The 24541-nt window shown below is 66.6% G+C and carries 19 protein-coding genes; 11 read left to right on the forward strand and 8 right to left on the reverse strand.

Annotated elements, in window-relative coordinates:
* Window positions 1-2: 2 nt before the first annotated feature.
* From G5B40_RS16420 to G5B40_RS16430, 3 genes are read right to left on the reverse strand one after another with little or no spacing between them, the layout of a single operon-like run.
* Window positions 3-401 carry a (deoxy)nucleoside triphosphate pyrophosphohydrolase gene (locus G5B40_RS16420; protein ID WP_165100780.1) on the reverse strand — a complete coding sequence of 133 codons (399 nt, stop codon included), beginning with the start codon at window positions 399-401 and terminating at the stop codon, window positions 3-5.
* Window positions 398-1819: a bifunctional glutamate N-acetyltransferase/amino-acid acetyltransferase ArgJ gene (argJ, locus tag G5B40_RS16425; RefSeq protein ID WP_165100783.1), complete on the reverse strand. Its 1422-nt coding sequence runs from the start codon at window positions 1817-1819 to the stop codon at window positions 398-400. The genes G5B40_RS16420 and argJ overlap by 4 nt, the downstream gene beginning before the upstream one ends.
* A 10-nt stretch (window positions 1820-1829) precedes the next feature.
* Window positions 1830-2741 carry a peptidylprolyl isomerase gene (locus G5B40_RS16430; protein ID WP_165100786.1) on the reverse strand — a complete coding sequence of 304 codons (912 nt, stop codon included), beginning with the start codon at window positions 2739-2741 and terminating at the stop codon, window positions 1830-1832.
* A 303-nt stretch (window positions 2742-3044) separates the two neighbouring features.
* Here G5B40_RS16430 and secA point away from each other — a divergent pair, with 303 nt between their 5' ends.
* From secA to G5B40_RS16455, 5 genes are all read left to right on the forward strand, one after another.
* Window positions 3045-6092 carry a preprotein translocase subunit SecA gene (gene secA / locus G5B40_RS16435; protein ID WP_165100789.1) on the forward strand — a complete coding sequence of 1016 codons (3048 nt, stop codon included), beginning with the start codon at window positions 3045-3047 and terminating at the stop codon, window positions 6090-6092.
* A 141-nt stretch (window positions 6093-6233) separates the two neighbouring features.
* On the forward strand, window positions 6234-6578 hold the full coding sequence (locus G5B40_RS16440) for a hypothetical protein (protein WP_165100793.1): 345 nt from the start codon (window positions 6234-6236) through the stop codon (window positions 6576-6578).
* Between the two features lie 186 nt (window positions 6579-6764).
* Entirely contained in the window at window positions 6765-7475 is a 711-nt protein-coding gene (locus G5B40_RS16445) for an Npun_F0296 family exosortase-dependent surface protein (protein WP_165100796.1), read from the forward strand.
* A gap of 173 nt (window positions 7476-7648) precedes the next feature.
* Window positions 7649-8806, forward strand: coding sequence for a CDP-alcohol phosphatidyltransferase family protein (locus tag G5B40_RS16450; RefSeq protein ID WP_165100798.1), 1158 nt, complete (start codon window positions 7649-7651; stop codon window positions 8804-8806).
* Between the two features lie 37 nt (window positions 8807-8843).
* A complete protein-coding gene (locus tag G5B40_RS16455) occupies window positions 8844-10439 on the forward strand; it encodes a GMC family oxidoreductase (RefSeq protein WP_211907358.1) in 1596 nt (531 codons plus the stop codon).
* Between the two features lie 19 nt (window positions 10440-10458).
* Here the strand turns inward: G5B40_RS16455 and G5B40_RS16460 are convergent, their stop codons facing one another.
* Entirely contained in the window at window positions 10459-12744 is a 2286-nt protein-coding gene (locus G5B40_RS16460; protein ID WP_165100800.1) for a xanthine dehydrogenase family protein molybdopterin-binding subunit, read from the reverse strand.
* Between the two features lie 111 nt (window positions 12745-12855).
* On the opposite strand from G5B40_RS16460, the gene G5B40_RS16465 reads away from it, so the two are divergent.
* The 5 genes from G5B40_RS16465 (at window position 12856) to G5B40_RS16485 (ending at window position 19604) form a co-directional block, all read left to right on the forward strand.
* Window positions 12856-13341 carry a hypothetical protein gene (locus G5B40_RS16465; RefSeq protein ID WP_165100803.1) on the forward strand — a complete coding sequence of 162 codons (486 nt, stop codon included), beginning with the start codon at window positions 12856-12858 and terminating at the stop codon, window positions 13339-13341.
* A gap of 217 nt (window positions 13342-13558) precedes the next feature.
* Window positions 13559-15205: an ABC transporter substrate-binding protein gene (locus tag G5B40_RS16470; protein WP_425500069.1), complete on the forward strand. Its 1647-nt coding sequence runs from the start codon at window positions 13559-13561 to the stop codon at window positions 15203-15205.
* Window positions 15206-15306: 101 nt separating this feature from the next.
* The gene (locus G5B40_RS16475; RefSeq protein WP_165100806.1) at window positions 15307-16350 is read left to right on the forward strand and encodes an ABC transporter permease; all 1044 of its coding nucleotides are present in this window, start codon (window positions 15307-15309) and stop codon (window positions 16348-16350) included.
* A gap of 12 nt (window positions 16351-16362) precedes the next feature.
* Complete coding sequence (locus G5B40_RS16480) at window positions 16363-17517, forward strand: ABC transporter permease (protein WP_165100808.1); 1155 nt, start codon at window positions 16363-16365, stop codon at window positions 17515-17517.
* Window positions 17518-17528: 11 nt separating this feature from the next.
* Window positions 17529-19604 (forward strand): dipeptide ABC transporter ATP-binding protein, encoded by a 2076-nt coding sequence (locus G5B40_RS16485; RefSeq protein WP_165100811.1) that lies wholly within the window; start codon window positions 17529-17531, stop codon window positions 19602-19604.
* Window positions 19605-19638: 34 nt separating this feature from the next.
* Here the strand turns inward: G5B40_RS16485 and G5B40_RS16490 are convergent, their stop codons facing one another.
* The 4 genes from G5B40_RS16490 to galU form a co-directional block, all read right to left on the reverse strand.
* Window positions 19639-20991: a PepSY-associated TM helix domain-containing protein gene (locus tag G5B40_RS16490; RefSeq protein ID WP_165100813.1), complete on the reverse strand. Its 1353-nt coding sequence runs from the start codon at window positions 20989-20991 to the stop codon at window positions 19639-19641.
* Between the two features lie 66 nt (window positions 20992-21057).
* Entirely contained in the window at window positions 21058-21450 is a 393-nt protein-coding gene (locus tag G5B40_RS16495) for a hypothetical protein (protein WP_165100815.1), read from the reverse strand.
* Between the two features lie 121 nt (window positions 21451-21571).
* A complete protein-coding gene (gene infC, locus G5B40_RS16500; protein ID WP_246209863.1) occupies window positions 21572-22057 on the reverse strand; it encodes a translation initiation factor IF-3 in 486 nt (161 codons plus the stop codon).
* A gap of 172 nt (window positions 22058-22229) precedes the next feature.
* Window positions 22230-23117 (reverse strand): UTP--glucose-1-phosphate uridylyltransferase GalU, encoded by an 888-nt coding sequence (galU, locus tag G5B40_RS16505; protein ID WP_165100817.1) that lies wholly within the window; start codon window positions 23115-23117, stop codon window positions 22230-22232.
* 133 nt (window positions 23118-23250) lie between these two features.
* On the opposite strand from galU, the gene G5B40_RS16510 reads away from it, so the two are divergent.
* The gene (locus tag G5B40_RS16510; RefSeq protein ID WP_165100819.1) at window positions 23251-24531 is read left to right on the forward strand and encodes a glycerate kinase type-2 family protein; all 1281 of its coding nucleotides are present in this window, start codon (window positions 23251-23253) and stop codon (window positions 24529-24531) included.
* Window positions 24532-24541 lie beyond the last annotated feature (10 nt).

A 24541-nucleotide genomic window follows, 5' to 3' on the forward strand; every position in this document is an offset into this window, starting at 1 on the left:
CTTCAGAGCCAGTCCCGCAATATCGCCACCAGCGGCAGGTCGGCCGGCGGCATTGGGTAGTCCTTCAGCGCCCCGACCCGCGCCCATTTCAGCCGCTGACCTTCGCGCGGGCGCAGCGCGCCCTCCCATTTCCGGCAGGCGTAGAGCGGCATCAGCAGGTGGAAGTCCTCATAGGCGTGGCTGGCGAAGGTGAGCGGGGCGAGGCAACTCTTCCAGGTCTCGATTCCGAGTTCCTCATGCAGTTCGCGGATCAGCGCCGCTTCGGGCGTTTCGCCGGGCTCGACCTTGCCGCCGGGAAACTCCCACAGCCCCGCCATCGGTTTTCCCGCCGGGCGCTCCGCGATCAGCACGCGCCCGTCGCGGTCGATCAGCGCGACGGCGGCGACGAGCACCAGTTTCAAGAACGGTAGTCCGCGTTGATCTCGATATAGCGATGGGTCAGATCGCAGGTCCAGACCTCAGCCGCGCCGCGTCTGAGGCCGAGATCGACGCTGATCTCGATCTCGTCGCGCTTCATGTAAGCGGCGCCGTCCTCTTCGCGGTAGCCAGGCGCGACCCAGCCTTTCTCCGCGACCAGAATATCGCCGAGCCGGATCGAAAGCCGGTCGCGATTCGCCGGCTCGCCGGATTTGCCGACAGCCATGACGATTCGCCCCCAGTTCGGGTCGGCCCCGGCGATAGCAGTCTTCACCAGCGGCGAATTGGCGATGGCGCGAGCGATCACGGCGGCGGAGGCGTCGGTTTTCGCGCCCGTCACCTTCACCGCGACATATTTCGATATCCCTTCACCATCGCGCACGATCTGCTGCGCGAGATCGACCAGAACTTCCCTGAGCGCCGCTTCGAACGGCGCGGCGCGCGGGTCGCGCCGGTTCCTGATCGGCTTGCCGCCAGCCTTGCCCGTCGCGGCGACGATCAGCGTGTCGGAGGTCGAGGTGTCGCTATCCACGGTGGCGGCGTTGAAGCTGACCACTGTCGCGGCGGAGACCATGGATTGCAGAAGCGGCTGGGCGATTGGCGCGTCGGTGAAGACGAAGGCCAGCATCGTCGCCATGTCCGGAGCGATCATGCCGGAGCCCTTGGCGATTCCGGCGATGGCGACCGGCTCGCCGCCCAGCGTCAGCTCCCGCCCGGCGCCCTTGGCGAAAGTGTCCGTCGTCATGATCGCGTCGGCCGCGTCGCGGATCGCGCCGGCGTCCAGCCTTGCGGCCATGTCCTTCAGGCGCGCCGTGATGCGCTCCGCCGGCAGAGCTTCGCCAATCACGCCTGTAGAGGCGACGAATACGCCGCCTTTCGCGCCGCGCACCGCTTTGGCCGCCGCGCCGGCCACCGCGGAGACGCCGGCCATGCCGTTGTCGCCGGTGAAGGCGTTGGCGTTGCCGGAATTGACGACGATGGCTAACGGGCCTTTCATCGACCGTTTCGAAAGCGCCGCCAGGCGCGCCCGGCACCAGTCGACCGGGGCCGAGCGGGTGGCGGAGCGGGTGAGAACGCCGGCGATGGCCGTCCCCGGCGCAAGCTCGGCGAGCATCACGTCCTTCCGGCCCTGATAGCGAACCCCGGCTTCGGCGGCGGCGAACCGCGCGCCCCGGATTTCAGGGAGGTCGGGAAAGGGCCGGGCGAAGGGCGAAACGCCGCCCCCCGCCTTCGCCGCCGCTCCGTCAGCCTCGGCGAGCTTGCGTTCGACCTTGGCGAGTTTGGCGCGAAGCCGCGCCCTGCGCTCCCGGAGACGCGCGATCTTCTTCGCGCTCTTCTTTGCACTGGTCACAGCGACCGCGTGTTCCGCCGTTTCGCCGGTCACCGGCTCCCCCTCGTCCATCGGTCCGGCCCTATTCCGCGATCAGGGCGTCATTCCGGAGATCGTCGAGCCCCGGCTGATCCTCGGCGATCTCCACATCGCCGCTGTCGCGAAGCGCCGCGACGACGGATTCCGTCACCTCCCTGCTCATCTCGCCGATGAGTTCTTCGCGAACCTCTTCGATCGGGGGGACCGGACGGTCGCGGACCTCCTCCAGCAGGATCACGTGCCAGCCGAACTGGGTCTTGACCGGATCGGAGACCTCGCCAGGCGCGAGGGCGAATGTCGCGGCCTGAAATTCCGGCACCATCTGGCCTTCCTCGAACCAGCCCAGATCGCCGCCCTGCGGGGCGGAGGGGCCTTCCGAGCGCTCTTTCGCGAGCGCGGCGAAATCGGCGCCGTCCTCGCGCGCCGCTTCGGCGATCTCCTTCGCCTCATCCTCATCCTCCACGAGGATGTGGCGGGCCTTGTACTGTTTCACCGGCGGCGCATCGACATAGCGGGTCTTGTATTCGGCGGCGACGGTTTCGGGGGTGATCAGCTCGTTCAGCCGCTGGCGCACGTAAAGCTCCGCGAGGAAGCTGGTGCGCTGGAAGGCGAGCCCGCGCTTCACCGCAGGCGAATCGGCCAGGCCGGTCCGCTCCGCGGCCTGACGGAGCAGGATCTGATTTGTGATCTGTTCAAGCAGCCCGTCATAGAGCGCGCCATCCGGTATCGCCTGGTACTGCGCCGGCAACTCCGCCCGAAGCGCGATAAGCTCGCCGAGCGTCACCTCTTCGCCGTTCACGGTGGCGATCGTCATCGACGGATCGGAGGCCGGCGCGGCGTCGGCGGCCGGTTCGGCGGCGGGCGCGCTCTCCTGCGCGTGAAGCGGCGCGGAGAGAGCGAGACCGGTGATGATGGCGACGATATGGGGCGCGACAGGCAGCGCGGGTAAACGCATGTAGATCCTCCGGACGGCCGGGCGCACCCGACCTTCACGTTGCGGGTCCGGCGCCCCGTGCAACAAAAGGGACGCCGAAGACGGGACGCGCGGCGTTGACAGGGTGGGGGTCGACGCATACATCTCGCCCCGGCCCACGGGCCCAAACGGCGCGCGACGCTCTCATCTACGATGTCGGGCCGCGGCGGACAAGCGCCCCCGGCGTCGCCCCGTGAAAATCGCGCGACGTGAGGGGAGAACCGGGCCGGACGGGCGTCGGTTCGCGGCGCCGGTAGATCAGGACCGGTGAATCAGGAACACGCGATGCTGGGCTTCGACGGATTGGCGAAAAAGGTCTTTGGCTCCTCCAACGACCGGGTCGTGAAGGGCGCGCGGCGGCTGGTTCAGACCATCAACGCGCTGGAGCCGGAATATGAGGCGCTCGATGACGATGCGCTGAAGGCCAAGACCCCCGAATTCCGCGAACGCCTGGAGAAGGGAGAGACGCTTGACCAGCTTCTCCCAGAGGCGTTCGCCACCGTGCGCGAGACGGCGAAGCGCGTCCTCGGGCTGCGCCCGTTTGACGTTCAGTTGATCGGCGGCATCATGCTCCACCAGGGCAAGATCTCCGAGATGAAGACCGGCGAGGGCAAGACGCTGGTCGCCACCATGCCGGCTTATCTCAACGCGCTCGAAGGCAAGGGCGTTCACATCGTCACGGTGAACGACTACCTCGCCCGTCGCGACGCGGACTGGATGGGGCGGATCTATCGTTTTCTCGGCATGACCGTCGGCGTGATCGTGCCCAACATGGACGACCGAAGCCGCAAGGCGAACTACGCCTGCGACATCACTCATGCGACCAATAATGAGCTTGGCTTCGACTATCTCCGCGACAACATGAAATACTCGCTGGAGCAGATGGCCCAGCGCGGCCATCGCTTCGCCATCGTCGACGAGGTGGACAGCATCCTCATCGACGAGGCGCGGACGCCGCTGATCATCTCCGGCCCGACCGAGGACATGTCGGAGCTCTATATCGCCATCGACAAATTCATCCCCGAGCTGAAACCCGAGCATTACGAGATCGACGAAAAACTCCGCACCGCGATCCTGACCGAGGAAGGGACGGAAGCCGTCGAGCAGCTTCTGCGCAAGGCCGGGCATCTGGCGGAGGGCGCGACGCTCTACGACCCGGAAAACGTGACGCTGGTGCATCACGTCAATCAGGCGCTTCGCGCCCATAAACTCCACCAGCGCGACAAGGACTACATCGTCAAGAACGGCAAGATCGTCATCATCGACGAGTTCACCGGTCGGATGATGGACGGCCGGCGCTGGGGCGACGGACTGCATCAGGCGGTCGAGGCGAAGGAAGGCCAGAAGATCCAGCCGGAGAACGTGACCCTCGCCTCGGTGACGTTCCAGAACTATTTCCGGCTCTACGACAAGCTCTCCGGTATGACCGGCACGGCGATGACCGAGGCGGAGGAGTTCCAGTCGATCTACGGGCTGGAGGTCGTCGAGATCCCGACCAACCTGCCGATCGCCCGCGTCGATGACGACGATCAGGTGTACCGGACCGCCGAAGAGAAATATGTCGCCATCATCCAGGCGATCGCCGATTCCTATCATCGCGGTCAGCCGGTGCTGGTCGGCACCACCTCGATCGAGAAGTCCGAGATGCTGTCGGGCATGCTGAAGAACACCGAAGTGCTGAAGGACGCGGCCTCCAAGCTGCGCGGTTTCGCCGCCCGACTGAATCAGAAGAAGGAGGCGGACGAAGTCGCCCGCCTGACCGCCGAAGCCGAGCGGATCGAGGAACTGGCGAAACGGCCGGAAGGCGTGCCGCATCAGGTGCTGAACGCCCGCTTTCACGAGCAGGAGGCGCAGATCATCGCCCAGGCCGGCGCGCCGCACGCCGTCACCATCGCCACCAACATGGCCGGGCGCGGCACCGACATCCAGCTTGGCGGCAACCCGGAGGGACGCATCCTCGCCGCGCTGCTGCAGAGCCAGTCGGAGGAGATCGACCGCCAGGTGAACGCGGCGGTCGAGCAGATCACCGCCGCGCAGCCGCCGCTCGACGATCCCGAGCAGGTCAAGGCGCGCGCCCGGGCGATCCAGCAGATGGTCGCCCAGCAGATTGTCAATTCGGCGCTGAAGGTGCTGAAGCAGGAAGCCGATGAAGGCAAGCACGACGATATCGTCGGCCCGATCAAGGCCGAGGTCGCGGCCGCCAAGGAAAAAGTGAAGGCCGCCGGCGGGCTATGGGTGCTGGCGACCGAGCGTCACGAGAGCCGGCGCATCGACAACCAGCTTCGCGGCCGCTCCGGCCGGCAGGGCGACGAAGGCCGCTCGACCTTCTATCTCTCGCTCGAAGACGATCTGATGCGGATTTTCGGCTCTGAGCGCATGGACGGAATGCTCCAGCGGCTCGGCCTTCAGGAGGGCGAGGCGATCGTCCACACCTGGGTCAACAAGGCGATCGAGAAAAGCCAAGCCAAGGTCGAGGCGCGGAATTTCGACATCCGCAAGAACCTTCTGAAATACGACGACGTGATGAACGATCAGCGAAAAGCGATCTTCGGCCAGCGCCGCGAGGTGATGGAGGCGAAGGACGTCGCCGATACGATCGAGGAGATGCGCGTCTCGATGATCGATGATCTCGTCGCCACCCATATCCCGGCGCGCGCCTATGCCGAGCAATGGGACGTCGAAGGGCTGGCGCGCGAGATCGAAGAGAACCTCGCGCTTAAGGCGCCGGTCGTCGAATGGGCCGCCGAGGAAGGTGTCGATGACGTGACGATCCGCGAGCGGCTGGAGAAAGCCGCCGCCGAGCAGGCCGCGAAACGCGTCGGGAAGTATGGGCAGGAGCGGATGCGTGCGGTCGAAAAGACCCTGCTCCTTGAATCCATTGATGCCGCCTGGCGCGACCATCTGACCACGCTGGACCATCTGCGCTCGGTCATCGGTCTTCGGGGTTATGCGCAGCGCGACCCGCTGAACGAGTTCAAGTCGGAGGCGTTCGAGCTTTTTGATTCGATGATGAACAGGCTGCGCACGGATGTGACGAAGCGCATCTGCCATGAGGATTTCCCGGCCGAGTCCGAGACGCAGCCGCAGATTCCGCCGGAGATCCTCGCCGCGATGCAGGGCGCTGCGCCGGCGCAGGCCAAATCCGCCGCTCCGGCCGCGCCCGGCGCCGCCGCGCCGCGCCAGGAGGCTGTCGCCGCGGGCGCCGCCGCGGCCGCGGGAGCAGCCGCTGACGCCGCGCCGGACACGGTCGAGAGTAGGGCCAAGATCGGACGCAACGAGCCGTGTCCATGCGGCAGCGGAAAGAAGTACAAACACTGCCACGGACGGGTCTGAACGCCCGTATCGCGGGGTGAGGTTGAGCAACTTCGGGTTGATTTTTATCCCGAACGCCGCCATCTTCTTATCAGTGGTCGGGGGCGTCGGCTTGTTGGCGGTCGTGGCATTGCGACCGCTCCAGGGAGTGGAGTGCGTTCGATGCGTCCAACGATTCTTCTATGCGGCGAGGGTGAGGACGCCGAAGCGGCGGCGGCCTTCGCGACGGCGACGGCCCGCGCGGCCCGGCTGACTTCGCCGGCGGCCGCGCGCCAGGCGGCGCGGGTGCGCGAAGCCTATCGCGCCGCCTGCAACGCGCTGGTCTGCGACGCCAGTCAGCGCCCGGCGTTGCGTCTCACCATCGAGTCGGAAACGCTCACGCCGAAATTCGAATTGGTGAGCGGCCCGCAGCGCGGCGCGAGGGCGACGCCACGCGCGCTGCGCGCGCTGCGCGCCCGCGCCTATCTGAAAGCCCGCGCGGACAAGAGCGCCCGCACGCCCGTCTGACCGCTCGCGGCATCAAGCGAGTTTCATGGTTTACTATTGGTAAACCACGACATTATAATCCCGCGCGTAGTGAGCGGGCGCCGGTGTGCCGGGGCGGCGCCCCGAGTGTGTGAGTTCCAGTCGTGCATGTTCCCCGGTGATCTTGCTGGCGCCTTCGCGCGCCTGAAACACAGGGGCTAATTCGCAATGACGTTACTCACACGACTGGCCGGCCTTTCGGCGGCCTTTCTTCTCTCCAGCGCGATTGGCGCCGGGGCAGCAACTGTCGGCCTGATCAACTCCTCCGTTCAGGGTGTCGGCAACAACGCCGATGTGTACGCCGCCGGTTACGACGGCTCCACGCCGCTCGGCGGCAGTTGGTTTCTGGGCACGGGAGACGCGCTCGGCGCCGCAGCTTCCGCGCCGGTCGTCACCCCGCCGCCAGGCACCTTGAGCGGGAGCTTTCAGTCGCCTTTCAACAACACGCCGCTCAATGACTCGCAGAGCTATTTCTCTGTCGGCGGCTCGGGACCCAATGGCGGCGGCGGCTCGCCGATGACGCTGGCGCTCGCGGATCCGGTTTCCGAATTCGCGCTGCTCTGGGGCTCGCTCGACGACTATAACAAGATCGAGGTCTACGACGCCGCCGGCGTTTCGCTCGGTTCCGCGACCGGCGCCGGCGTCGCCAACGGGTTCGGGCTCGGCGGGTCCGCGCCGAATTTCGAGCGCGTCGCGCTGGTGAACTTCACGGTCGGAACGGGTGAGAACCCGATCTCCTTCATCACCTTCACCTCGACCTCGGCGGCGCTGGAGTTCGCGCTCCCGACCACGGTGGTGCCGCTGCCGGCGGCCGGGTTACTGCTGCTCTCCGGCCTCGCCGGACTCGGCTTCGTCTCCCGCCGTCGCGCGCGGGCCTGACGCCGCCCCGCCGGACAGGGTGAAAGACATCTCCCTTCCCGACAGCGCTCGGGGCGGGGGAACTACGTGCCGGCGCGCGCAGTCGCGAGGCGATGGACCATCATCCCGAACTGATTTAACAGGGGCTCGAAGCGCGGGGTCCGCCTCCGCCCGTGATCTGTGTGGAGCTCCTTTTGCCAGAGACCCAGAAAAGCGGCCCCGGCCTTCGGCTTATCGGCGAGTCGCCGATCTCGCTCTATGGCCTGCCTGCGGCCGAGTGGCAGCGGCGCGCCTGGGCGCATGCCGGGGCCAGGGGCGGGGATGACGACGGCGCGGGCGCAATCTGCATCGACATCGGCTGGGCGCTATCCGCCGGGCTGGCGAGCGCGCTTGCGGCCAGTCCGGGGGCGGCCCTTCTCGCCGATGGCGCGCAAGGACGCCGCCTGATCGCCGCTCACGCCCCCGCCTCCGCCGATATCGGCGCGGTCGCGGCGCTGGTCGCGCAGGGCGAGGCCGACGAAGCCTTGCTCGCGGATCAGGGACTTCGCCCTGCGAGTGCGGCGGAGATCGCCGGCGACTACAACCAGGTGCTCCGCAAGCGCGAGGTCCCGTTCGCCGTCGAGATGGCGGCGGAGGGTCCGCGGGCGACCGAGCGCGCGTTCTTTCGAAGCGCCTATAAGGGCGCGACCGACATCGTCACCAAATTCGCTTGGCCCATCCCGGCGTTCGCGGCGACGCGGTTCTGCGCCGCCCGCGGGATCACCCCCAACGCGGTGACGGCGCTCAGCTTCGTCTTCGTGCTTCTCGCGATGTGGTTCTTCTGGCGCGGCGAATGGACGGCGGGTTTCGTCTCCGGCTGGTTCATGACCTTTCTCGACACGGTCGACGGCAAGCTCGCGCGGACGACCTTCACCTCTTCGCGCTGGGGCAACATCTTCGACCACGGCATCGACCAGATCCACCCGCCGTTCTGGTACTGGGCGTGGTTTGAAGGAATTCGCGCGACGACGCCGAACGCGCCGGACTGGCTTGACCTTGCGCTCTGGACGATCCTCGTCTTCTATCTCCTCGGTCGCCTGGTGGAGACGGTGTTCATGCGCCGCTTCGGCTTTCACATGCATATCTGGCGGCGGATCGACTATCTGATGCGGACCGTCACCGCGCGGCGCAATCCGAACATGCTGATCTTCATGGTGTTCTGCATGTTCGGCGCCGCCGCCGAAGGGCTCGCCGCCGTCGCGCTCTGGGCGGTGGTCTGTGTCGGCTTTCACGCGGTGCGGCTGGCGATGGCGTTCCGGGTCGCGCGGGGCGGCGTCGTCGCCTCATGGATGATCGGGAGCGCTTCGAAATGATCCTGCTTCGCGCGATCCGGGCGCAAACGTTCGCTCCATGATCGATCTCAACGCCGCCGGTCCCGCCAGTCTTGAGCGAGAGACAGAATTCTGCGTCGTCGGCGCCGGCGTCGCGGGGCAGACCGTGGCGCGCCGGCTCGCGGCGCGCGGGCGCCGCGTTGTCCTCGTCGAGAGCGGCGGGCTCGATTTCAACCGTGAGGCGCAGAACCTCGCAGCCGGCGAGAGTGTCGGCTTCGACTATTACGACCTGGACCAGGCGAGACTGCGCATCTTCGGCGGCTCGACGGCGATCTGGGGCGGGCGCTGCGCCGCGCTCGACCCGATCGATTTCGAGCGCCGACCCTGGGTGCCGCATTCGGGCTGGCCGATCGCTTATGCTGAACTCGACCCCTATGTCGACGAAGCCTTCGCCGCGCTCGGCCTGGATCGGATGCGCGGACTTGCGGCGCTTGGCGTCTCGTCCCCCTTCGATCCGGAAAAGATAGACGCTCCGCTCTGGACCTTCGATGGCCGCTCGGAGCGTTTCACCGATGTGGCGGCCCTCGAGAACCAGCCTATCGAGATCGCGCTGAACGCCACGCTCGCAGAGATCCGCACGACGCCGGAGGGCGTGGTTTCCGAATGCCGCTTCCGCAGCTTCAGGGGCGGGGCGCTGACCGTGCGCGCGAAACGCTATGTGCTCGCCGCCGGCGGAATCGAGACGCCGCGGCTCCTTCTCGCCGCGGCGCCGGATCGGCCGGAGGGGCTCGGCAACGGTCATGATCTCGTCGGCCGGTTCTTCATGGAGCACCCGCATGCGCGCGGCGGCGAGATCGCGCCCGCCGCGCCGACGGCGGAGGGCTATGCGAAGCTCCTTGCCCTCGGTCCGCGTTCGATCGCGCATCGGGGCGGGGTCTACGCCGCCGCCTTCCGCCCCGCCGAAGCCGCGCAGCGCGCGCGCGGCGCGCTGAACACGGCGGCGACCTTCTTCACCTGCCGGCGAGAGGGCGAGCCGGACGCGATCTATCGCCGCGTACTCTCGACCCTGCGGCAGGAGGCCCCGGCGACGAAACTCTTCCGGCGGCTGTTTTTCCGCGGCAAGCATTTCGCCCGCAGCACGCTCGCCCCGCTGGAGGATCGCGTCGCGGCCTGGCGGCTGCCGCGCGCCGGCGCCCGGATCGGAATTTTCACGGTGATCCGCGCCGAGCAGGCGCCCAACCCGGATAGCCGGGTGAAGCTCGCGGAGGAACGCGACGCGCTGGGCCTCCGCCGCGCCGCGCTCGACTGGCGGCTCTCCGCCATCGACCGGGACTCCGTCTCGACGCTCATGGGCCTCTTCGACGAGGAGCTGACGCGGCTCGGGATCGGACGCGCCATCCCCGCGCGCTGGCTGTCCGAGCCGGGCGTGATGTGGAAGCCGGACCCGCTGGTTTCCACTCACCCGATCGCCGGATATCACCACATGGGCACGACGCGCATGGCCGCGACGCCGCGCGAGGGCGTGACCGACGCGAACTGCCGGGTATTCGAATCGCCCAATCTTTACATCGCCGGCAGTTCCCTCTTTCCCACATCGGGCTGGGCCAATCCGACGATCACCATTCTCGCCCTCGCCATGCGGCTTGGCGATCATTTGGCGACGAAGGCGGACTGATGGGCGGCGTCCGCGTGCGCTAACGCGCGTTCAGCGCTCTCCAGACCCGTTCCGGCGTGAACGGCGCTTCGACCAGTTCGCCCCCGGCCCGCGCCAGCGCGTCATGGATCGCCAACACCGTCGCCGGTATCCCCGCTACCGAGCCTGATTCTCCGCCGCCCTTCACACCGTACGGGTTGGTCTTGCACGGCACCTCGACGAATCGCGGCTCCAGCGGCGGCAGATCGTCCGCGCGCGGGACGGCGTAGTCCATGAAGCTGGCCGCCAGCGGTTGTCCGCTTTCAGGATCGTAGACCGCCTGCTCCAGCAGCGCTTGGCCGATCCCCTGCGCCACCCCGCCCTGCGCCTGACCGCCGGCGAGGAGTGGGTTGAGGATCACCCCGAAATCGTCCGCCAGCGTGTAGCGCTCAAGCGTCACGCGCCCGGTCTCGCGGTCGATCTCGACCTCGGCGATGTGGCAGCCGTTCGGAAAGCTGCTCTCGCTGTCGGAGACCTTGCCGAAGCCGATGACGCGGCCAAGCTTCTTCACCACCGCCGGCAGGGCGACCCGCCGGTCGGTGCCGGCGACCGCGAACTCGCCCGCCGTGGCGTCGAACTCGACATCCTCGGGCGCGACCTCGAGATCCTCGGCGGCGGCGGGGCGGCATTTTCGGATGATCTCGTCCGCCGCCAGCCGGATCACCCGGCTCGCCATGATCGTGGAGCGCGATCCGCCGGTGCCGCCGCCGAGCGGCAGCGCGTCGCTGTCGCCGTCCGCGAGAGCGATCCGGTCCCAGTCCAGCCCGAGATTGTCGGTCAGCACCTGCGCCCAGGTCGTCTCGTGGCCCTGCCCGGTCGATTGCGTGCCGATCCGGATCACCGCGTCGCCCTCCGCCGAGATGGAGATTTCCGCGTTCTCCTCCGGCCCCCCGCCGGTTCTCTCCATGTAATAGATCGCCGAGCGACCGCGCAGCCGCCCCCGTGCGGCCGACGCCTCGGCGCGGGCGGGAAAGCCGTCATAATCCGCCGCCTCGATCGCGGCGTCGATCAGCCGCGCCGGGTCGAGGCTGTCGAAAGTGAGGTCGCCGAGCGTCCGATACGGCAGTTCTTTCGGCGTCAGCAGGTTGAGCCGGCGGAGCGCGACCGGATCCCTTCCCATGGCCCGCGCCGCGGCGTCGATCAATCGCTCGGTCGCGTAGATCACTTCGGGGCGTCCGGCGCCGCGATAGGCGTCCGTCGGCGTGGTATTGGTCAGCGCCCCGCGAACCCGGACGTAAGCGGCCGGAACCCGATACATCCCGCCAATCAGCCCGGCCGAAAAGATCGTGTGGATCGCCGTGCTGGCGGTCGAATAATACGCCCCGAGATTGGAGACGCAGTCCGATCGCAGCGCCAGGATTCGCCCCTCCTCGTCGAACGCGCCTTCGATTTCGGATTGCAGATCGCGCGCCTGCGCGTCGGAAAGAAAGCTCTCGGAGCGGTCGGCGATCCATTTCACCGGCTGTCCGGCGTCCTTCGTCGCGAGCGCCGCCAGCGCGTATTCCGGGTGCTGCATGATCTTCATGCCGAAACCGCCGCCGATATCCGGCGCATGAATCCTCAGCCTTTCGGGCTCGACCTTCAGCGCGCGGGCGATGCCGCCGCGCATCGAATGCGCTCCCTGGCTGCCGACCCAGCCCTCCCATCGCGCGCTGTCGGGATCGAACGCGATGAGGATCCCGCGCGTCTCCATCGCCGTGACGATCAGGCGCTGGTTGACGACGCGGGCGCGCACCACATGCGCCGCCCGCCCGAACGCCGTCTCCGCCGCCTCCCGGTCGCCGATCTCCCATTCATAGGCGAGGTTGCCGGGGGCGGAGGCGTGAAGCTCCGGCGCGCCGGGCGCCAGGGCGGCGACCGCGTCCACGACTGACGGCGCCTCCTCGTAGTCGACCTCGATCAGTTCCGCCGCGTCGCGGGCCTGCTCGAGCGTCTCGGCGACGACGAAGGCCAGCGGCTGGCCGACATGGCGCACGGTCCCGTCCGAAAGATGCGGCTGAAGCACCGGCGCCGGCGGCGCGCCGTCAACCTGCCTGACCGGCGTATGCGCGGTGAGCGGCTCCAGCCGTTCGCAGACATCGTCATGGCCGTAGACGACAGCGACGCCGGGCGCGGCGCGCGCCGCATCAAGCCCGCCGAGGCGCACGCGGCCATGGGCGATGGCCGAGCGCAGCACGAAGGCGAAAAGCTGGCCCTCGGGGGCGTGATCGTCGATATAGCGCCCGCTTCCGGTCAGAAAGCGTCTGTCTTCCTTGCGCGTCACGTGCTGGCCGACGCCGAATTTCATCTTGCTCACCTCATGCCGTTCGAGCGGCCATACTACTGTCGTGGGCGTTCGGCGCCAGCGTCGAGGCGCATGCGCGCGCCCCCGTGCTTGCAATGCCGCGCCGCGCTGGGAATGATCGCGCCCGTCGCCAGTCCCGCGGCGCAGAACCGGCGAAAGGGGCCGCATTTGCTTCAGGACGATCGGGTGATGTCGATCCTGACCGGGTTGGTCATCGTGGTCGCGATGGTCACGCTCGCACAGCGGTCGGACGAGTTGCTGAGTTTCTTCTTCCGCGAGGCGCCGGCGCAGGTCGCGCCGCAGAATGACGAGGCGGAGGTCGTCGCCGGCGGCTCGACCATCATCGACGTTCTGGCCAACGACCTCAATCTCGCGCCCGCCGACGCCGCGAATGTCCGCATCGTCGTTTCGCCCGCCTGCGGCGCGGTCGAGGCGACCGACGGCGGCGTGCTCTATGTCGCCAGCGACCGTTGCGAGGGCAAGCAGATTTTCGCGTATTGCGTGGCGCGCGGAGACTCATGCCCGACCGCCTCGGTCATCGTCACGATCACGCCCGCCGGACCCCGCGCAGCGCTCGTTCACGCGTCTGCGCGGGGCTGACGGACGCCGCGTTTCGGGCGTCGCGCGCCACATTGCGCCGACGAGGCGGAACGGGGCGCGCGCCGGTCAGGACGATGATAGGGGTTGCACACGCGTCGCGAAGCGGGTCAGACTTGTGCATATTTTGCGGCGCTGACGGAAGAACGATGGCGAAACGACCGTCGGGCCGCCAGGGATGGCGCGGAATCCGCGCCCAACTACAACAGGGAGACAAGGCATGAGAAAAAATCTCGGAACCGTATCCGGCGCGCCAATGCACAAGGCGGTCGCGATGTTCGCCGAGGAATGCGCGGCCGGCAAGCTTGACCGGCGTGAGTTCCTGACCCGCGCCAGCGCGCTCGGCGCGACCGCGGCGGCGGCTTATGGCGCCATCGGACTGGTCGCCCCGTCTCCGGCGCAGGCGGCGCCGACGGCGGGCGGCACGCTCCGCATCCAGATGGAATTGAAGGGGTTGAAGGACCCGCGCACCGCAGACTGGTCGCAGATCGCGAACATCACCCGCGGCTGGCTGGAATATCTCGTCCGCTACAACAACGACGGCACGTTCGAGCCCCGGTTGCTGGAAAGCTGGGAGGTGAACGACGACGCCACCGAGTATACGCTGAACGTCCGTAAGGGCGTCACCTGGAACAATGGCGATCCCTTCACCGCTGAAGATGTGGCGCGGAATATCGAACTCTGGTGCGACAGCACGGTCGAGGGAAACTCGATGGCCACGCGCGTGGCGTCCCTTATCGACGAGGCCAGCGGCAAGGCCCGCGACGGCGCCATCAAGATGGTGGACGACCACACGGTGAAGCTCATGTTGAGCAGCCCGGATATCACGATCATTCCGAACTTTTCGGACTATCCCGCCGCGATCGTCCACTCCTCCTATGACGGCGGCAACCCTGCCGACAATCCGATCGGCACCGGCCCCTACGTTCCCGAGAGCTACGAGGTTGGCGTCAAGGGCGTGCTGGTCAAGAAGGACGGCCACAAGTGGTGGGGCGAGGGCGCGTATCTCGATCGGATCGAGTTCATCGATTTCGGGACCGACACCTCCGCCTGGGTGGCGGCGGCCGAGTCCGAAGAGATCGACATGCTCTATCAGACGACCGGCGATTTCATCGACATCATGGACGCCATCGGCTGGGAGAAGTCGGAGGCGGTGACCGCCGCGACGATCGCGGTGCGCTATAACCAGGTCGCCGAACCCTATGACAAGGTCGAGGTGCGGCGCGCGCTGTCGATGGCGGTGGACAACGCGGTGGTGCTGGAGCTCGGCTACGCCGGGCGTGGCACGGAGGCGGAGAACCACCATGTCTGCCCGATCCACCCCGAATACGCCGAGCTGCCGCCGCTCACGCCGGATCCGGCCGCGGCGAAGGCCGCCATCGACGAGGCCGGGCTCTCGGATCACGAGTTCGAGCTGATCTCGATCGACGACAACTGGCAGCGGGACACCTGCGACAGCGTGGCGGCGCAGATCCGCGACGCCGGAATCAACATCAAGCGGACGGTTCTGCCCGGCTCGACCTACTGGAATGACTGGCTGAAATATCCGTTTTCGGCGACCGAGTGGAACATGCGTCCGCTCGGCGTGCAGGTGCTGGCGTTGGCCTATCGCTCCGGCGTCGCGTGGAACGAGGCGGCTTTCTCGAACGAGGAGTTCGACCAGAAGCTCGACGAGGCGATGGCGATCGCAGACGCCGACAAGCGCCGCGAAGTGATGAAGCGGATCGAGGAGATCATGCAGGAGCAGGGCGTATTGATTCAGCCCTATTGGCGTTCGCTCTATCGCCACGTGAAGCCGGGTGTGCACGGGACCGACATGCATCCGACTTTCGAGATGCACCTCGATAAATACTGGATCGAGGCCTGAGCCGGTGATCGCGCGGCGCCGGCCCCCGGCGCCGCGCGTGGCATTCCCGCCATCCGGCGGGCGCGAATATAAGCTGCGGTAGCTCAGACGGAGGGGCCTGGATGGCGACTTTCCTCGCGCGACGCATCGGGATGATGGTGCTGACGGCGCTTTGCCTCACCTTCATCGTCTTTTTTCTGACCAACCTTCCGCCCAATCTGGAAAAACTCGCCAAGAGCGAGGGCAACGCCCGGATGTCGGACGCGCAGGTTGAAAGCTGGCTCGACAGGAACGGCTACAACCGGCCGCTCGCGATCCGCTACGGTCAATGGCTCGGCGTCGTTCCTTACGATCACCCCGCCCCGGATTCCGGCGCCCAGGTCCGCTGCCGCGCCGTGGCGGAGGGCGAGGAGCCGCCGACTTTCTGCGGTGTTCTTCAGGGATACTGGGGCTATTCCAGCGTCTTCAAGGACACGGCCGGGGGCATCATCGCCAAACGGCTCGCCGCGACCGGCGTCCTGATGTTCTGGGTGATGTTGGTGATGGTGCCGACGGCGCTCTTTCTCGGGGTGCTCGCCGGCATGCGCGAGGGGTCGCGCACCGATCGCACCCTCTCGACCTTCGCGATCTCGACCACGGCGACGCCGGAATATGTCTCGGGCGTCGTCTTCATCGTCGTCTTCGCCTCCTCCGTCGTCGGGCTGAAATGGTTCAAGGGCACGGCGACCTCGGCCATCGCGGACGGCCCGACCTTCGAGAACTTCACCCTCCCAGTGCTGACCATGGCGCTTTACGGCATGGGCTATGTCGCGCGGATGACCCGCGCCTCGATGGCGGAGGTGATGACGGCTCAATATATCCGCACCGCGCGGCTGAAAGGGGTCAGCTTTCCGAAGATCGTCCTGCGCCACGCGCTCAGGAACGCGCTGATCGCGCCCTTCACCGTCATCATGCTGCAGTTCCCCTGGCTTCTGACCGGCGTGGTGATCGTCGAGACGCTGTTCAACTACAAGGGCTTCGGTTGGCTGCTGGTGCAGGCGGCCGGGAACAACGATATCGATCTTCTGCTCGGCTGTTCGGTGGTCGCGGTCTTCGTCGTGCTGATCACCCAACTGATATCCGATATCGGCTATGTCTATCTCAACCCGCGCATCCGCGTGAAATAGGGGAGCGCGGCAATGGAACCCTTGGGATGGGGCGCGATCTTCGCCTCGATGTTCGTCCGGTTCATTCCGGTCTGGATCGGGCTGATCGTGATCTTCGCGCTGTCGATCGTCTTCAAGAGGCGGCTCAGCCTCTACGGCAAACTGATGGACTCGCCGATCGGCATGATCGGGCTCGCCATCGTGCTCTTCTGGGTTCTGACCGCGCTCTTCGCCGAACAGATCGCCACTTTCGGCGCGCTGGATCAGGTCGCGAGCCTGAAGAACGACCCGCCAGGCGCCCCTTATCCGGAGATCGAAGGCGCATTTTACCTGCTCGGCGGCGACAATCTCGGCCGGGATGTCTTCTCGCGCATGGTGCTCGGCTCGCAATCGGTGCTGGCGATCGCGCCGCTGGCGACGCTTTTCGCCTTCATGGTCGGGGTGACGCTCGGCCTGCCCGCCGGCTATTTCGGCGGGCGGATGGACGGGCTTCTTTCGTTCCTCGCCAACCTGGTTCTGGCCTTTCCGGTGATCCTGCTTTTCTATCTGCTGGTCACGCCTGAAATTCGCCAGACCGGCATACCGGTGATCCTCGCCGCCTTTCTCTTCCTTTTTCCGATCATCTTCTTCTGGGTGTTCTTCTACAGCCGGTTCGAGACCCGCCCGGAGATGATGTATCCGCTGCTCGCCGGCACCGTCGTCATCGGTTTCTGGGCGTATTCCGGGCTCGCCTTCAACGCCGATCCGCTCGGCGTCTTCTCGATGGACCCGAACCTGCTGAACGTCTTTGTCTCGGTCGTCTTCGTGAACTCGCCGACCGTGTTTCGCATCGTTCGCGGCCTGACCATGGACATCAAGACACGCGATTACGTCGCCGCTGGCCAGACACGCGGTGAGGGGCCGTTCTACATCATGCTGTGGGAGATCCTTCCGAACGCGCGCGGCCCGCTGATCGTCGATTTCTGCCTGCGCATCGGATACACGACGATCCTTCTCGGCACGCTCGGCTTCTTCGGTCTTGGTGTCAGCCCTGAAAGCCCTGACTGGGGCTCGACCATCAACGAGGGGAGGAAACTCCTCTCGATCTACCCACACCCCGCACTGCCGCCCGCCCTCGCGCTGATGAGCCTCGTCCTCGGCCTGAATCTTCTGGCCGATGGGCTGCGCGAACAATCGCTCAAGGATTGAGGAAAGACGCGATGACCGATTACGACGGACCGATCCTCGAAATCGTGAACCTCCACATTTCCTTCTTCACCCGGGCCGGGGAGATCCCGGCGGTGATGGATTTCTCCTGCACCGTACAACCCGGCGAGGCGATGGGTCTCGTCGGCGAATCCGGCTGCGGCAAGTCCACCGTCGCCCTTGGCGTGATGCAGGACCTCGGCAAGAACGGTCGTGTCACCGGCGGGACGATCCGGTTCAAGGGGCGCGACCTCTCCACGTTCTCCGCCGAGGAGCTGCGCGCCATCCGCGGCTCGGAGATTGCGATGATCTATCAGGAGCCGATGGCCTCGCTGAACCCGGCGATGAAGATCGGCAGGCAACTGATGGAAGTCCCGATGATCCATCAGAAGATGGGACGGCGCGACGCCTATAATCTGGCGCTGGAGATGGTCGCCTCGGTCAAGCTCCCCGACCCGAAGCGCATCCTCGACGCCTATCCGCACCAGCTCTCGGGCGGTCAGCAACAGCGCATCGTCATCGCCATGGCGCTGATGTCGCGCCCGGCGCTGCTGATCCTCGACGAGCCGACGACGGCGCTGGATGTGACGGTCGAGGCCGGCATTGTCGACCTAGTGAAGGAACTCGGCGAGACGACCGGCACCTCGATCCTCTTCATATCCCATAATCTCGGCCTGGTGCTGGAGACATGCGACCGGATATGCGTGATGTATTCCGGTGAAGCGGTGGAGACCGGATCGATCGAGGAAGTCTTCGATCACATGCGCCATCCCTATACCGAGGGGCTCTTCCGTTCGATCCCGCTTCCGGGCGCCGACAAGAACACCCGCCCGCTGGTCGCCATTCCAGGCAATTTCCCGCTGCCGAACGAGCGCCCGCCGGGCTGCTATTTCGGCCCGCGCTGCAGCTATTTCGAGGCCGGACGGTGTGATGCGCAGCCGATCGACATGGTGACGCTGCCCGGGCGCGACCGGCACGAGTCGCGGTGCCTGCGCTGGGACGAGATCGACTGGAACGCCCCGGTCCCGCGCGTCGCAGACGCTGCGGCGACGACCGCTGGCGATGTCGTCCTCTCGGTCGATAACCTGAAGAAGTATTACGAGGTTTCAGGCAACTCCTTCGGCAGGGGCGCCGCGAAGGTGGTGAAGGCGAACGAGACGCTCAGTTTCGAGGCGCGCGAAGCCGAGACCCTCGCCATCGTCGGCGAATCGGGTTGCGGCAAGTCGACGCTCGCCAAGGTGCTGCTGGGGCTGGAGACCGCGACAGAAGGCCATGTGAAGCTCTCGAATGAGGATATTGCGAATATCGAGATCGAGAAGCGCGCGACCAAGACCGTCGCCTCGATCCAGATGGTGTTCCAGAATCCGTTCGATACGCTGAATCCCAGCCACTCGATCGGCGGGCAGATCATGCGGGTGCTGGAGAAGTTCAAGGTCGGCAAGAACCAGAAGGACCGCGAGGAGCGGATGCTCCAGCTTCTCGACCTGGTCAAACTGCCGCGCGCCTTCGCCAAACGCATGCCGCGCCAGCTTTCCGGCGGCCAGAAACAGCGCATCGGCATCGCCCGCGCCTTCGCCGGCGACGCGAAGGTGGTGGTGGCGGATGAGCCGGTCTCGGCGCTCGACGTTTCGGTGCAGGCGGCCGTCACCGACCTTCTGATGGAGATTCAGCGCGAGCGGCGCACAACCATGCTCTTCATCAGCCATGATCTCTCCATCGTGCGCTATCTCGCCGACCGGGTGATGGTGATGTATCTCGGTCATGTGGTGGAGATCGGCTCCACCGAGCAGGTCTTCGCCCCGCCTTATCATCCCTATACCGAGGCGCTACTCTCCGCGGTGCCGATCGCAGATACGCGGGTGAAGAAGAAGCATATCGTCCTCGAAGGCGACATTCCGTCGGCGATGAACCCGCCCTCCGGATGCCCGTTCCAGACGCGTTGCCCGCGCAAGCACCAAGTGCCCGGAAACAAGTGCGAGACCGAGGTCCCGCCGATGGTCACCCTTGGCCCCGGCCATCAGAGCAAGTGCCACCTTTCCGCGGACATTCTCGCCGCGATGGAGCCGGTGATCGAGGTCGGGGCGGCGTAACCGCGCCCCGACCAGCCCCGCTCGGGGTTCGCGTTCAGGCCACGCGCTTGCGAAGCGCCAGCGGCAGCGCGAGGTCGATCGCGAGCATCACCAGAAGCGACAGCCCGACCAGCGGAAAGACGATTCCGGCGACTACCGCGAAAACGAGGATCGCGCGCGGCGCCCGCCAGTCGGCCGGCGGCCGCGGCGCGCCGAGCCCGCCGGCCGGCCGGCGCTTCCACCACATAACGAGGGCGGAGACCGCCATCAGGATGATCGAAACGCAAGCGAACAACATCGCGGCCTGATTCAGCGCGCCGAATTCCTGCCCCATATGGACGCTGATCCCCCATTCCGCCGCCCGGCCGAGCGCGCCGAGATCGGCGAGGCCCATGTCGAAGAGCTTCTCGCCGGTGTACTGGTCGAAATGGATCACCCGTTCGAAGGTGATGTCGTCAGGGTAGACCGAAGCGGTGAAAACTCCCTCCGGCCCGCCGGGCATGTCGAGCGCGTATCCGGGGTGAATCCCCGTCGCTTCGACCAATTCGATGATGCGGTCGAGGCCAATCGGCACGCCTTCTGCCGCGCCGGAGATCGGCATCGGCTGATGCTCCAGTATCCACGGCGTCTGGTCTAGCGCCGCGCCGGTCGGGACGTTCGATGTCGGGTAGGAGCCCCAGTAGCCGTCCGGCATCCCCAGCCCCGCCTTGTAGGAGAGGTCGTAGAACTGGGCGCCCCATACGCCGGACCACGGCAGTCCGGTGAGGGCGAGAAAGCCGATGAAGAGCGCGGCGTAGGCTCCGGTGACGGCGTGCAGATCTCGCCAAAACGGCCGCCCTTTGGCGCGACGCGGGCGAAAAACTCCGACGCCGCGGCCCCGCGGCCACCAGAGATAAAGCCCACTGACGACGAGCAGCAGCGCCCAGCCGGCGACCGCCTCGATGATCCGGTTCCCCCACCAGCCGATATATTCGAGGCTGTGTATCTTCCGGACCAGCCACATCGCCGGTGAACCGGCGGCGCCCCCGTCCCAGACGCTGCCGAGCGCTTTCCCGTCATATGGATTCACATAGATGGTGTCGCTGACGCTGTCGTCGCTGGCGATCTTCACCTCCGCCGCTCGGTCCGACGCGGAGGGGGGCCGGTAGGTCTTCACCTTCCCTGGAGAATAGGCCAGCGCGCTCGCGACGAGCGTGGAGGCGGGAAGCGGCGCCGATTCTTGCGGCTCGACGATCCGGAGATCGCCGTAGAAGGCGTTGTTGATCTCGTCCTTGAAAAGATACAACCCGCCGGTGATGGCGATCAGGATCATGAACGGAAGAACGATCAGTCCGGCGTAGAAATGCCAGCGCCATACGGCGCGATAAAGCGCGGAGGCGCCGGCCCCCGCAACAGATGAGTCTGTCATTGTCGGTCTCTTTCGGATTCGGTGCGGCGTCCATCAACGACGGACGCGGAAACGTCGCTGCGATCTCTACGATGCGAATCCGGGTGGAGCGCGGGGGCGGAACGCCGTCGTCGCGACGTGTAGGGGCGTTGGTGCGACGTGGGGGGGCGCGGGCGGCGCCGGAAGCGCAATGGGAGGCGGGGCGCCGGCCAGCGCCTCCAGCGTGGCGTGATTGAGTCCGAACCAGGGGCAGGGGGCATCCGCCGGGGCAGTCTTGGTCGTCGGCGCATTTTCCGCCGATCCCGCCAGTTCGTTTACCGCGACGTAGACGATCTCGCCGCCCGTGCAGATCGGAACATAGCCCTCCGCCGGCGCTGCGATGGCGGCGGGCGCGAACGCGCGGAACGACAGCAGGAGCGCAAGAATCACCGCGACCGGCGCCGGTGGGCATCGTCTCCAGCGGTGCAGATGGCGGATCATGGCGACAATACGCGCGAAAACCGGCGCGTGGTCAATACGACGTCAGGCGTAGACGCCTGACGTCCCGTCGTGCTGGGCCCGTCCGAAGGGTGGTTCTCAGCGATTCGGCCTCAGCGGAGCCTCAGGCCCGGTTCGGCGCCACCACCATGATCATCTGGCGGCCTTCCATCTTCGGCATGGATTCGACCTTGGCGACGCCCTCGATCTCGCCGGCGATCTTGCGCAGAAGATCGCGGCCAAGCTCCTGATGGGCCATCTCGCGTCCCCGGAACCGAAGCGTCACCTTGACCTTGTCGCCTTCGTCAAGAAACCGGTTCACGCTCCGCATCTTTACGTCGTAGTCATGCGTGTCGATATTCGGGCGGAACTTGACTTCCTTGACCTCGATGATCTTCTGCTTCTTCTTCGCCTCGGCCGCCTTTTTCTGGCTTTCGTACTTGAACTTGCCGACATCCATGATCTTGCAGACGGGCGGATTCGCGTTCGGCGAAATCTCGACCACGTCGAGTCCGACCTCCTGCGCCATCTCGATGGCGTGCGCCGGCGTGACGACGCCATGATTGTCGCCGTTCTCGTCGATGAGACGGATTTCAGGGACGCGGATCATATCGTTCACGCGCGGTCCGGTGTCGCGCGTCGGCGGGGCGTTGTGCGGTCTGCGAGCTATGGTGTCGGTTCCTTGCCAGTTTCAACGAATGCGGCGCCGCCCGTTACGCCGGACGGCGCGTACCCCATCAAGGATAATGCCTGCGCGGTCAAGCGCAATGATTCGGCCCGACTCAGCCTGATTTCAGCGCTTTCGCGGTCTTTTCTATGAATGCGGCGAAGTCATCGTGAAACTCGGGCCGGTTCAGCGCGAAGGCGACCGTCGCCTGAAGATAGCCGAGCTTGGTGCCGCAATCGAAGCGCTTTCCCTCGAAGCGCAGCCCGTAGACCGGCCGGCCGACCTTGATCTCTTCGGCGATCGCGTCAGTGAGTTGAATCTCGCCTCCCGCCCCGGATTTCAGCGCCGAGAGGTTCTTCATCACCCGAGGGCTGAGGATATACCGGCCGATCGCCGCGAGGTTCGAGGGCGCTTCCCCCGGTTTCGGCTTCTCGACGATGCCCTTCATCTCCACCAGGCGGCCGTCGTCCTTGGCCGGGTCCATGACGCCGTATTTGGAGACATCCTCCGGCCCGACCTCCATCGCGGCGACGATATTGCCGCCGGTGTCCTCGTAGACCTCGACCATCTGTTTCAGGCAGGGCGTCTCCGACTCGATGATGTCGTCCGGCAGGATCACCGCGAAGGGTTCGTCCCCGACGAGCTGGCGCGCGCACCAGACCGCATGGCCGAGGCCCAGCGCCTCCTGCTGGCGGATATAGCTGATCGCGCCGGAGGGCATGTCCGCCATCCTGATCATGTCGAGAAGCTCGGGCTTGCCCTTTTCCTCCAGCGCCCGCACCAGTTCGGGCGCGCTGTCGAAATAGTTCTCCAGGGCGGATTTCCCCTTCGCGGTGACGAAGATGAAATCGGTGATCCCGGCGGCGCGCGCCTCGTCGATCGCGTACTGGATCAGAGGCTTGTCGACCAGCGGCAGCACTTCCTTGGGCACCGCCTTCGTCGCGGGCAGGAATCGCGTGCCGAGACCGGCGACGGGAAAGACGGCTTTGCGAACTGACGGCATCTGCACCTCTTCTGGTTTGCGGCGTATGTAACGGCACGGCTCGATAAATCCAACGTGATAAGTGGCGCCGGGTTGCGTCGCCCTGCGTCGCCGGGTCAGATCGACAGCGTATGAATGTGGGAACGGAGTCCGAATGACTGATTATCGGGATGAGCGCGCGCTCCTGCGCCAGCTCTTCGACGCCGCCGTAGACGCCGCCGCGCCGGCGCGGTTGCTCGGCGCGCACCTGCCCCCGCCGCCGAAGGGGCGCCTGATCGTCCTTGGCGCCGGCAAGGCTGCGGCGGCGATGGCCGCGGCTTTCGAAGTTGAATGGGCGGCGCGCGGCGAAAACCCGGCGCCCGAAGGGCTTGTGGTGACGCGCTACGGCCACGGCGTTCCGACGAAGCTGATCGAGGTGGTCGAGGCGGCGCATCCCGAGCCGGACGAAGCCGGGCGGCGCGCGGCGGCGCGCATCCTCGCGCTGGCCGAGGGGGCCGGCGAAGACGATCTCGTCGTCGCGCTGATCTCCGGCGGCGGCTCGGCGCTCCTCACCTTGCCGGCGCCGGGAATCGCGTTCGGGGAGAAGCAGGCGATCAACCGCGCGCTGCTCGCCTCCGGCGCGCCGATTGGAGAGATGAACGCGGTCAGAAAACATCTGTCCGCGATCAAAGGCGGACGGCTGGCGGCCGCAGCATATCCGGCGCCGGTGCTGACGTTGGCGATTTCCGACGTGCCGGGGGACGAGCCGTCGGTGATCGCCTCCGGCCCGACCGTGGCGGACGCGACGACATTCGCGGACGCGCGCGAGATCCTGCGGCGCAGGAAGCTCGACCCGGCGCCGTCGATCGCCGCGTATCTCGAGGCGGCGGAGGCGGAGACGCCGAAACCGGGCGACGCGCGGTTGGCGCGGGCCGAGTTCCGCCTGATCGGGGCGCCGATGAAGTCGCTTGAGGCGGCGGCCAGGGTCGCAGAGGCGGCTGGTTTTCGCGCGGTCGTCCTGGGCGACGCGCTGGAGGGCGAGGCGCGTGAACTCGGGGCCGAAATGGCGGCGCGCGCTCTGGGCGAGACGGGCCCTGTGGCGCTGATCTCCGGCGGCGAGACCACGGTGACGCTGAACGACGGCGAAAAACCGAAAGGGCGCGGCGGGCGCAATGTCGAGTTCCTGCTCGGCCTCGCCAGCGCGCTCGACGGCGCGCCCGGCGTTCTCGCCATCGCCGGTGACACGGACGGGGTGGACGGGATGGCGGAGATCGCCGGCGCCATCGTCGATCCCGAAACCCCGAAGCGGGCGACGGACGCCGGGGTCTCGCTCGACGCCGCGCTCGGCGCGCATGACGGGCACGGGTTTTTCGAGGCGACCGGCGATCAGGTGATCACCGGCCCGACGCTGACCAATGTAAACGACTTCCGCGCCATCCTCGTACGGCGCGCCTGACCTGGCGCGC

It is taken from the genome of Pikeienuella piscinae (assembly GCF_011044155.1).
Classification (GTDB): Bacteria; Pseudomonadota; Alphaproteobacteria; order Rhodobacterales; family Rhodobacteraceae; genus Pikeienuella; species Pikeienuella piscinae.

Bases quoted from the DNA above. Each gene is read 5' to 3' on its own strand.
- G5B40_RS16470 (WP_425500069.1), top strand. From the start codon at position 13,559: ATGAGAAAAAATCTCGGAACCGTATCCGGCGCGCCAATGCACAAGGCG.
- galU (WP_165100817.1), bottom strand. From the start codon at position 23,117: ATGCCGTCAGTTCGCAAAGCCGTCTTTCCCGTCGCCGGTCTCGGCACG.
- G5B40_RS16480 (WP_165100808.1), top strand. From the start codon at position 16,363: ATGGAACCCTTGGGATGGGGCGCGATCTTCGCCTCGATGTTCGTCCGG.
- G5B40_RS16465 (WP_165100803.1), top strand. From the start codon at position 12,856: ATGATCGCGCCCGTCGCCAGTCCCGCGGCGCAGAACCGGCGAAAGGGG.
- G5B40_RS16430 (WP_165100786.1), bottom strand. From the start codon at position 2,741: ATGCGTTTACCCGCGCTGCCTGTCGCGCCCCATATCGTCGCCATCATC.
- infC (WP_246209863.1), bottom strand. From the start codon at position 22,057: ATGATCCGCGTCCCTGAAATCCGTCTCATCGACGAGAACGGCGACAAT.
- G5B40_RS16490 (WP_165100813.1), bottom strand. From the start codon at position 20,991: ATGACAGACTCATCTGTTGCGGGGGCCGGCGCCTCCGCGCTTTATCGC.
- G5B40_RS16495 (WP_165100815.1), bottom strand. From the start codon at position 21,450: ATGATCCGCCATCTGCACCGCTGGAGACGATGCCCACCGGCGCCGGTC.
- G5B40_RS16445 (WP_165100796.1), top strand. From the start codon at position 6,765: ATGACGTTACTCACACGACTGGCCGGCCTTTCGGCGGCCTTTCTTCTC.
- G5B40_RS16460 (WP_165100800.1), bottom strand. From the start codon at position 12,744: ATGAAATTCGGCGTCGGCCAGCACGTGACGCGCAAGGAAGACAGACGC.
- argJ (WP_165100783.1), bottom strand. From the start codon at position 1,819: ATGGACGAGGGGGAGCCGGTGACCGGCGAAACGGCGGAACACGCGGTC.
- G5B40_RS16440 (WP_165100793.1), top strand. From the start codon at position 6,234: ATGCGTCCAACGATTCTTCTATGCGGCGAGGGTGAGGACGCCGAAGCG.
- G5B40_RS16510 (WP_165100819.1), top strand. From the start codon at position 23,251: ATGACTGATTATCGGGATGAGCGCGCGCTCCTGCGCCAGCTCTTCGAC.
- G5B40_RS16485 (WP_165100811.1), top strand. From the start codon at position 17,529: ATGACCGATTACGACGGACCGATCCTCGAAATCGTGAACCTCCACATT.
- G5B40_RS16455 (WP_211907358.1), top strand. From the start codon at position 8,844: ATGATCGATCTCAACGCCGCCGGTCCCGCCAGTCTTGAGCGAGAGACA.
- secA (WP_165100789.1), top strand. From the start codon at position 3,045: ATGCTGGGCTTCGACGGATTGGCGAAAAAGGTCTTTGGCTCCTCCAAC.
- G5B40_RS16475 (WP_165100806.1), top strand. From the start codon at position 15,307: ATGGCGACTTTCCTCGCGCGACGCATCGGGATGATGGTGCTGACGGCG.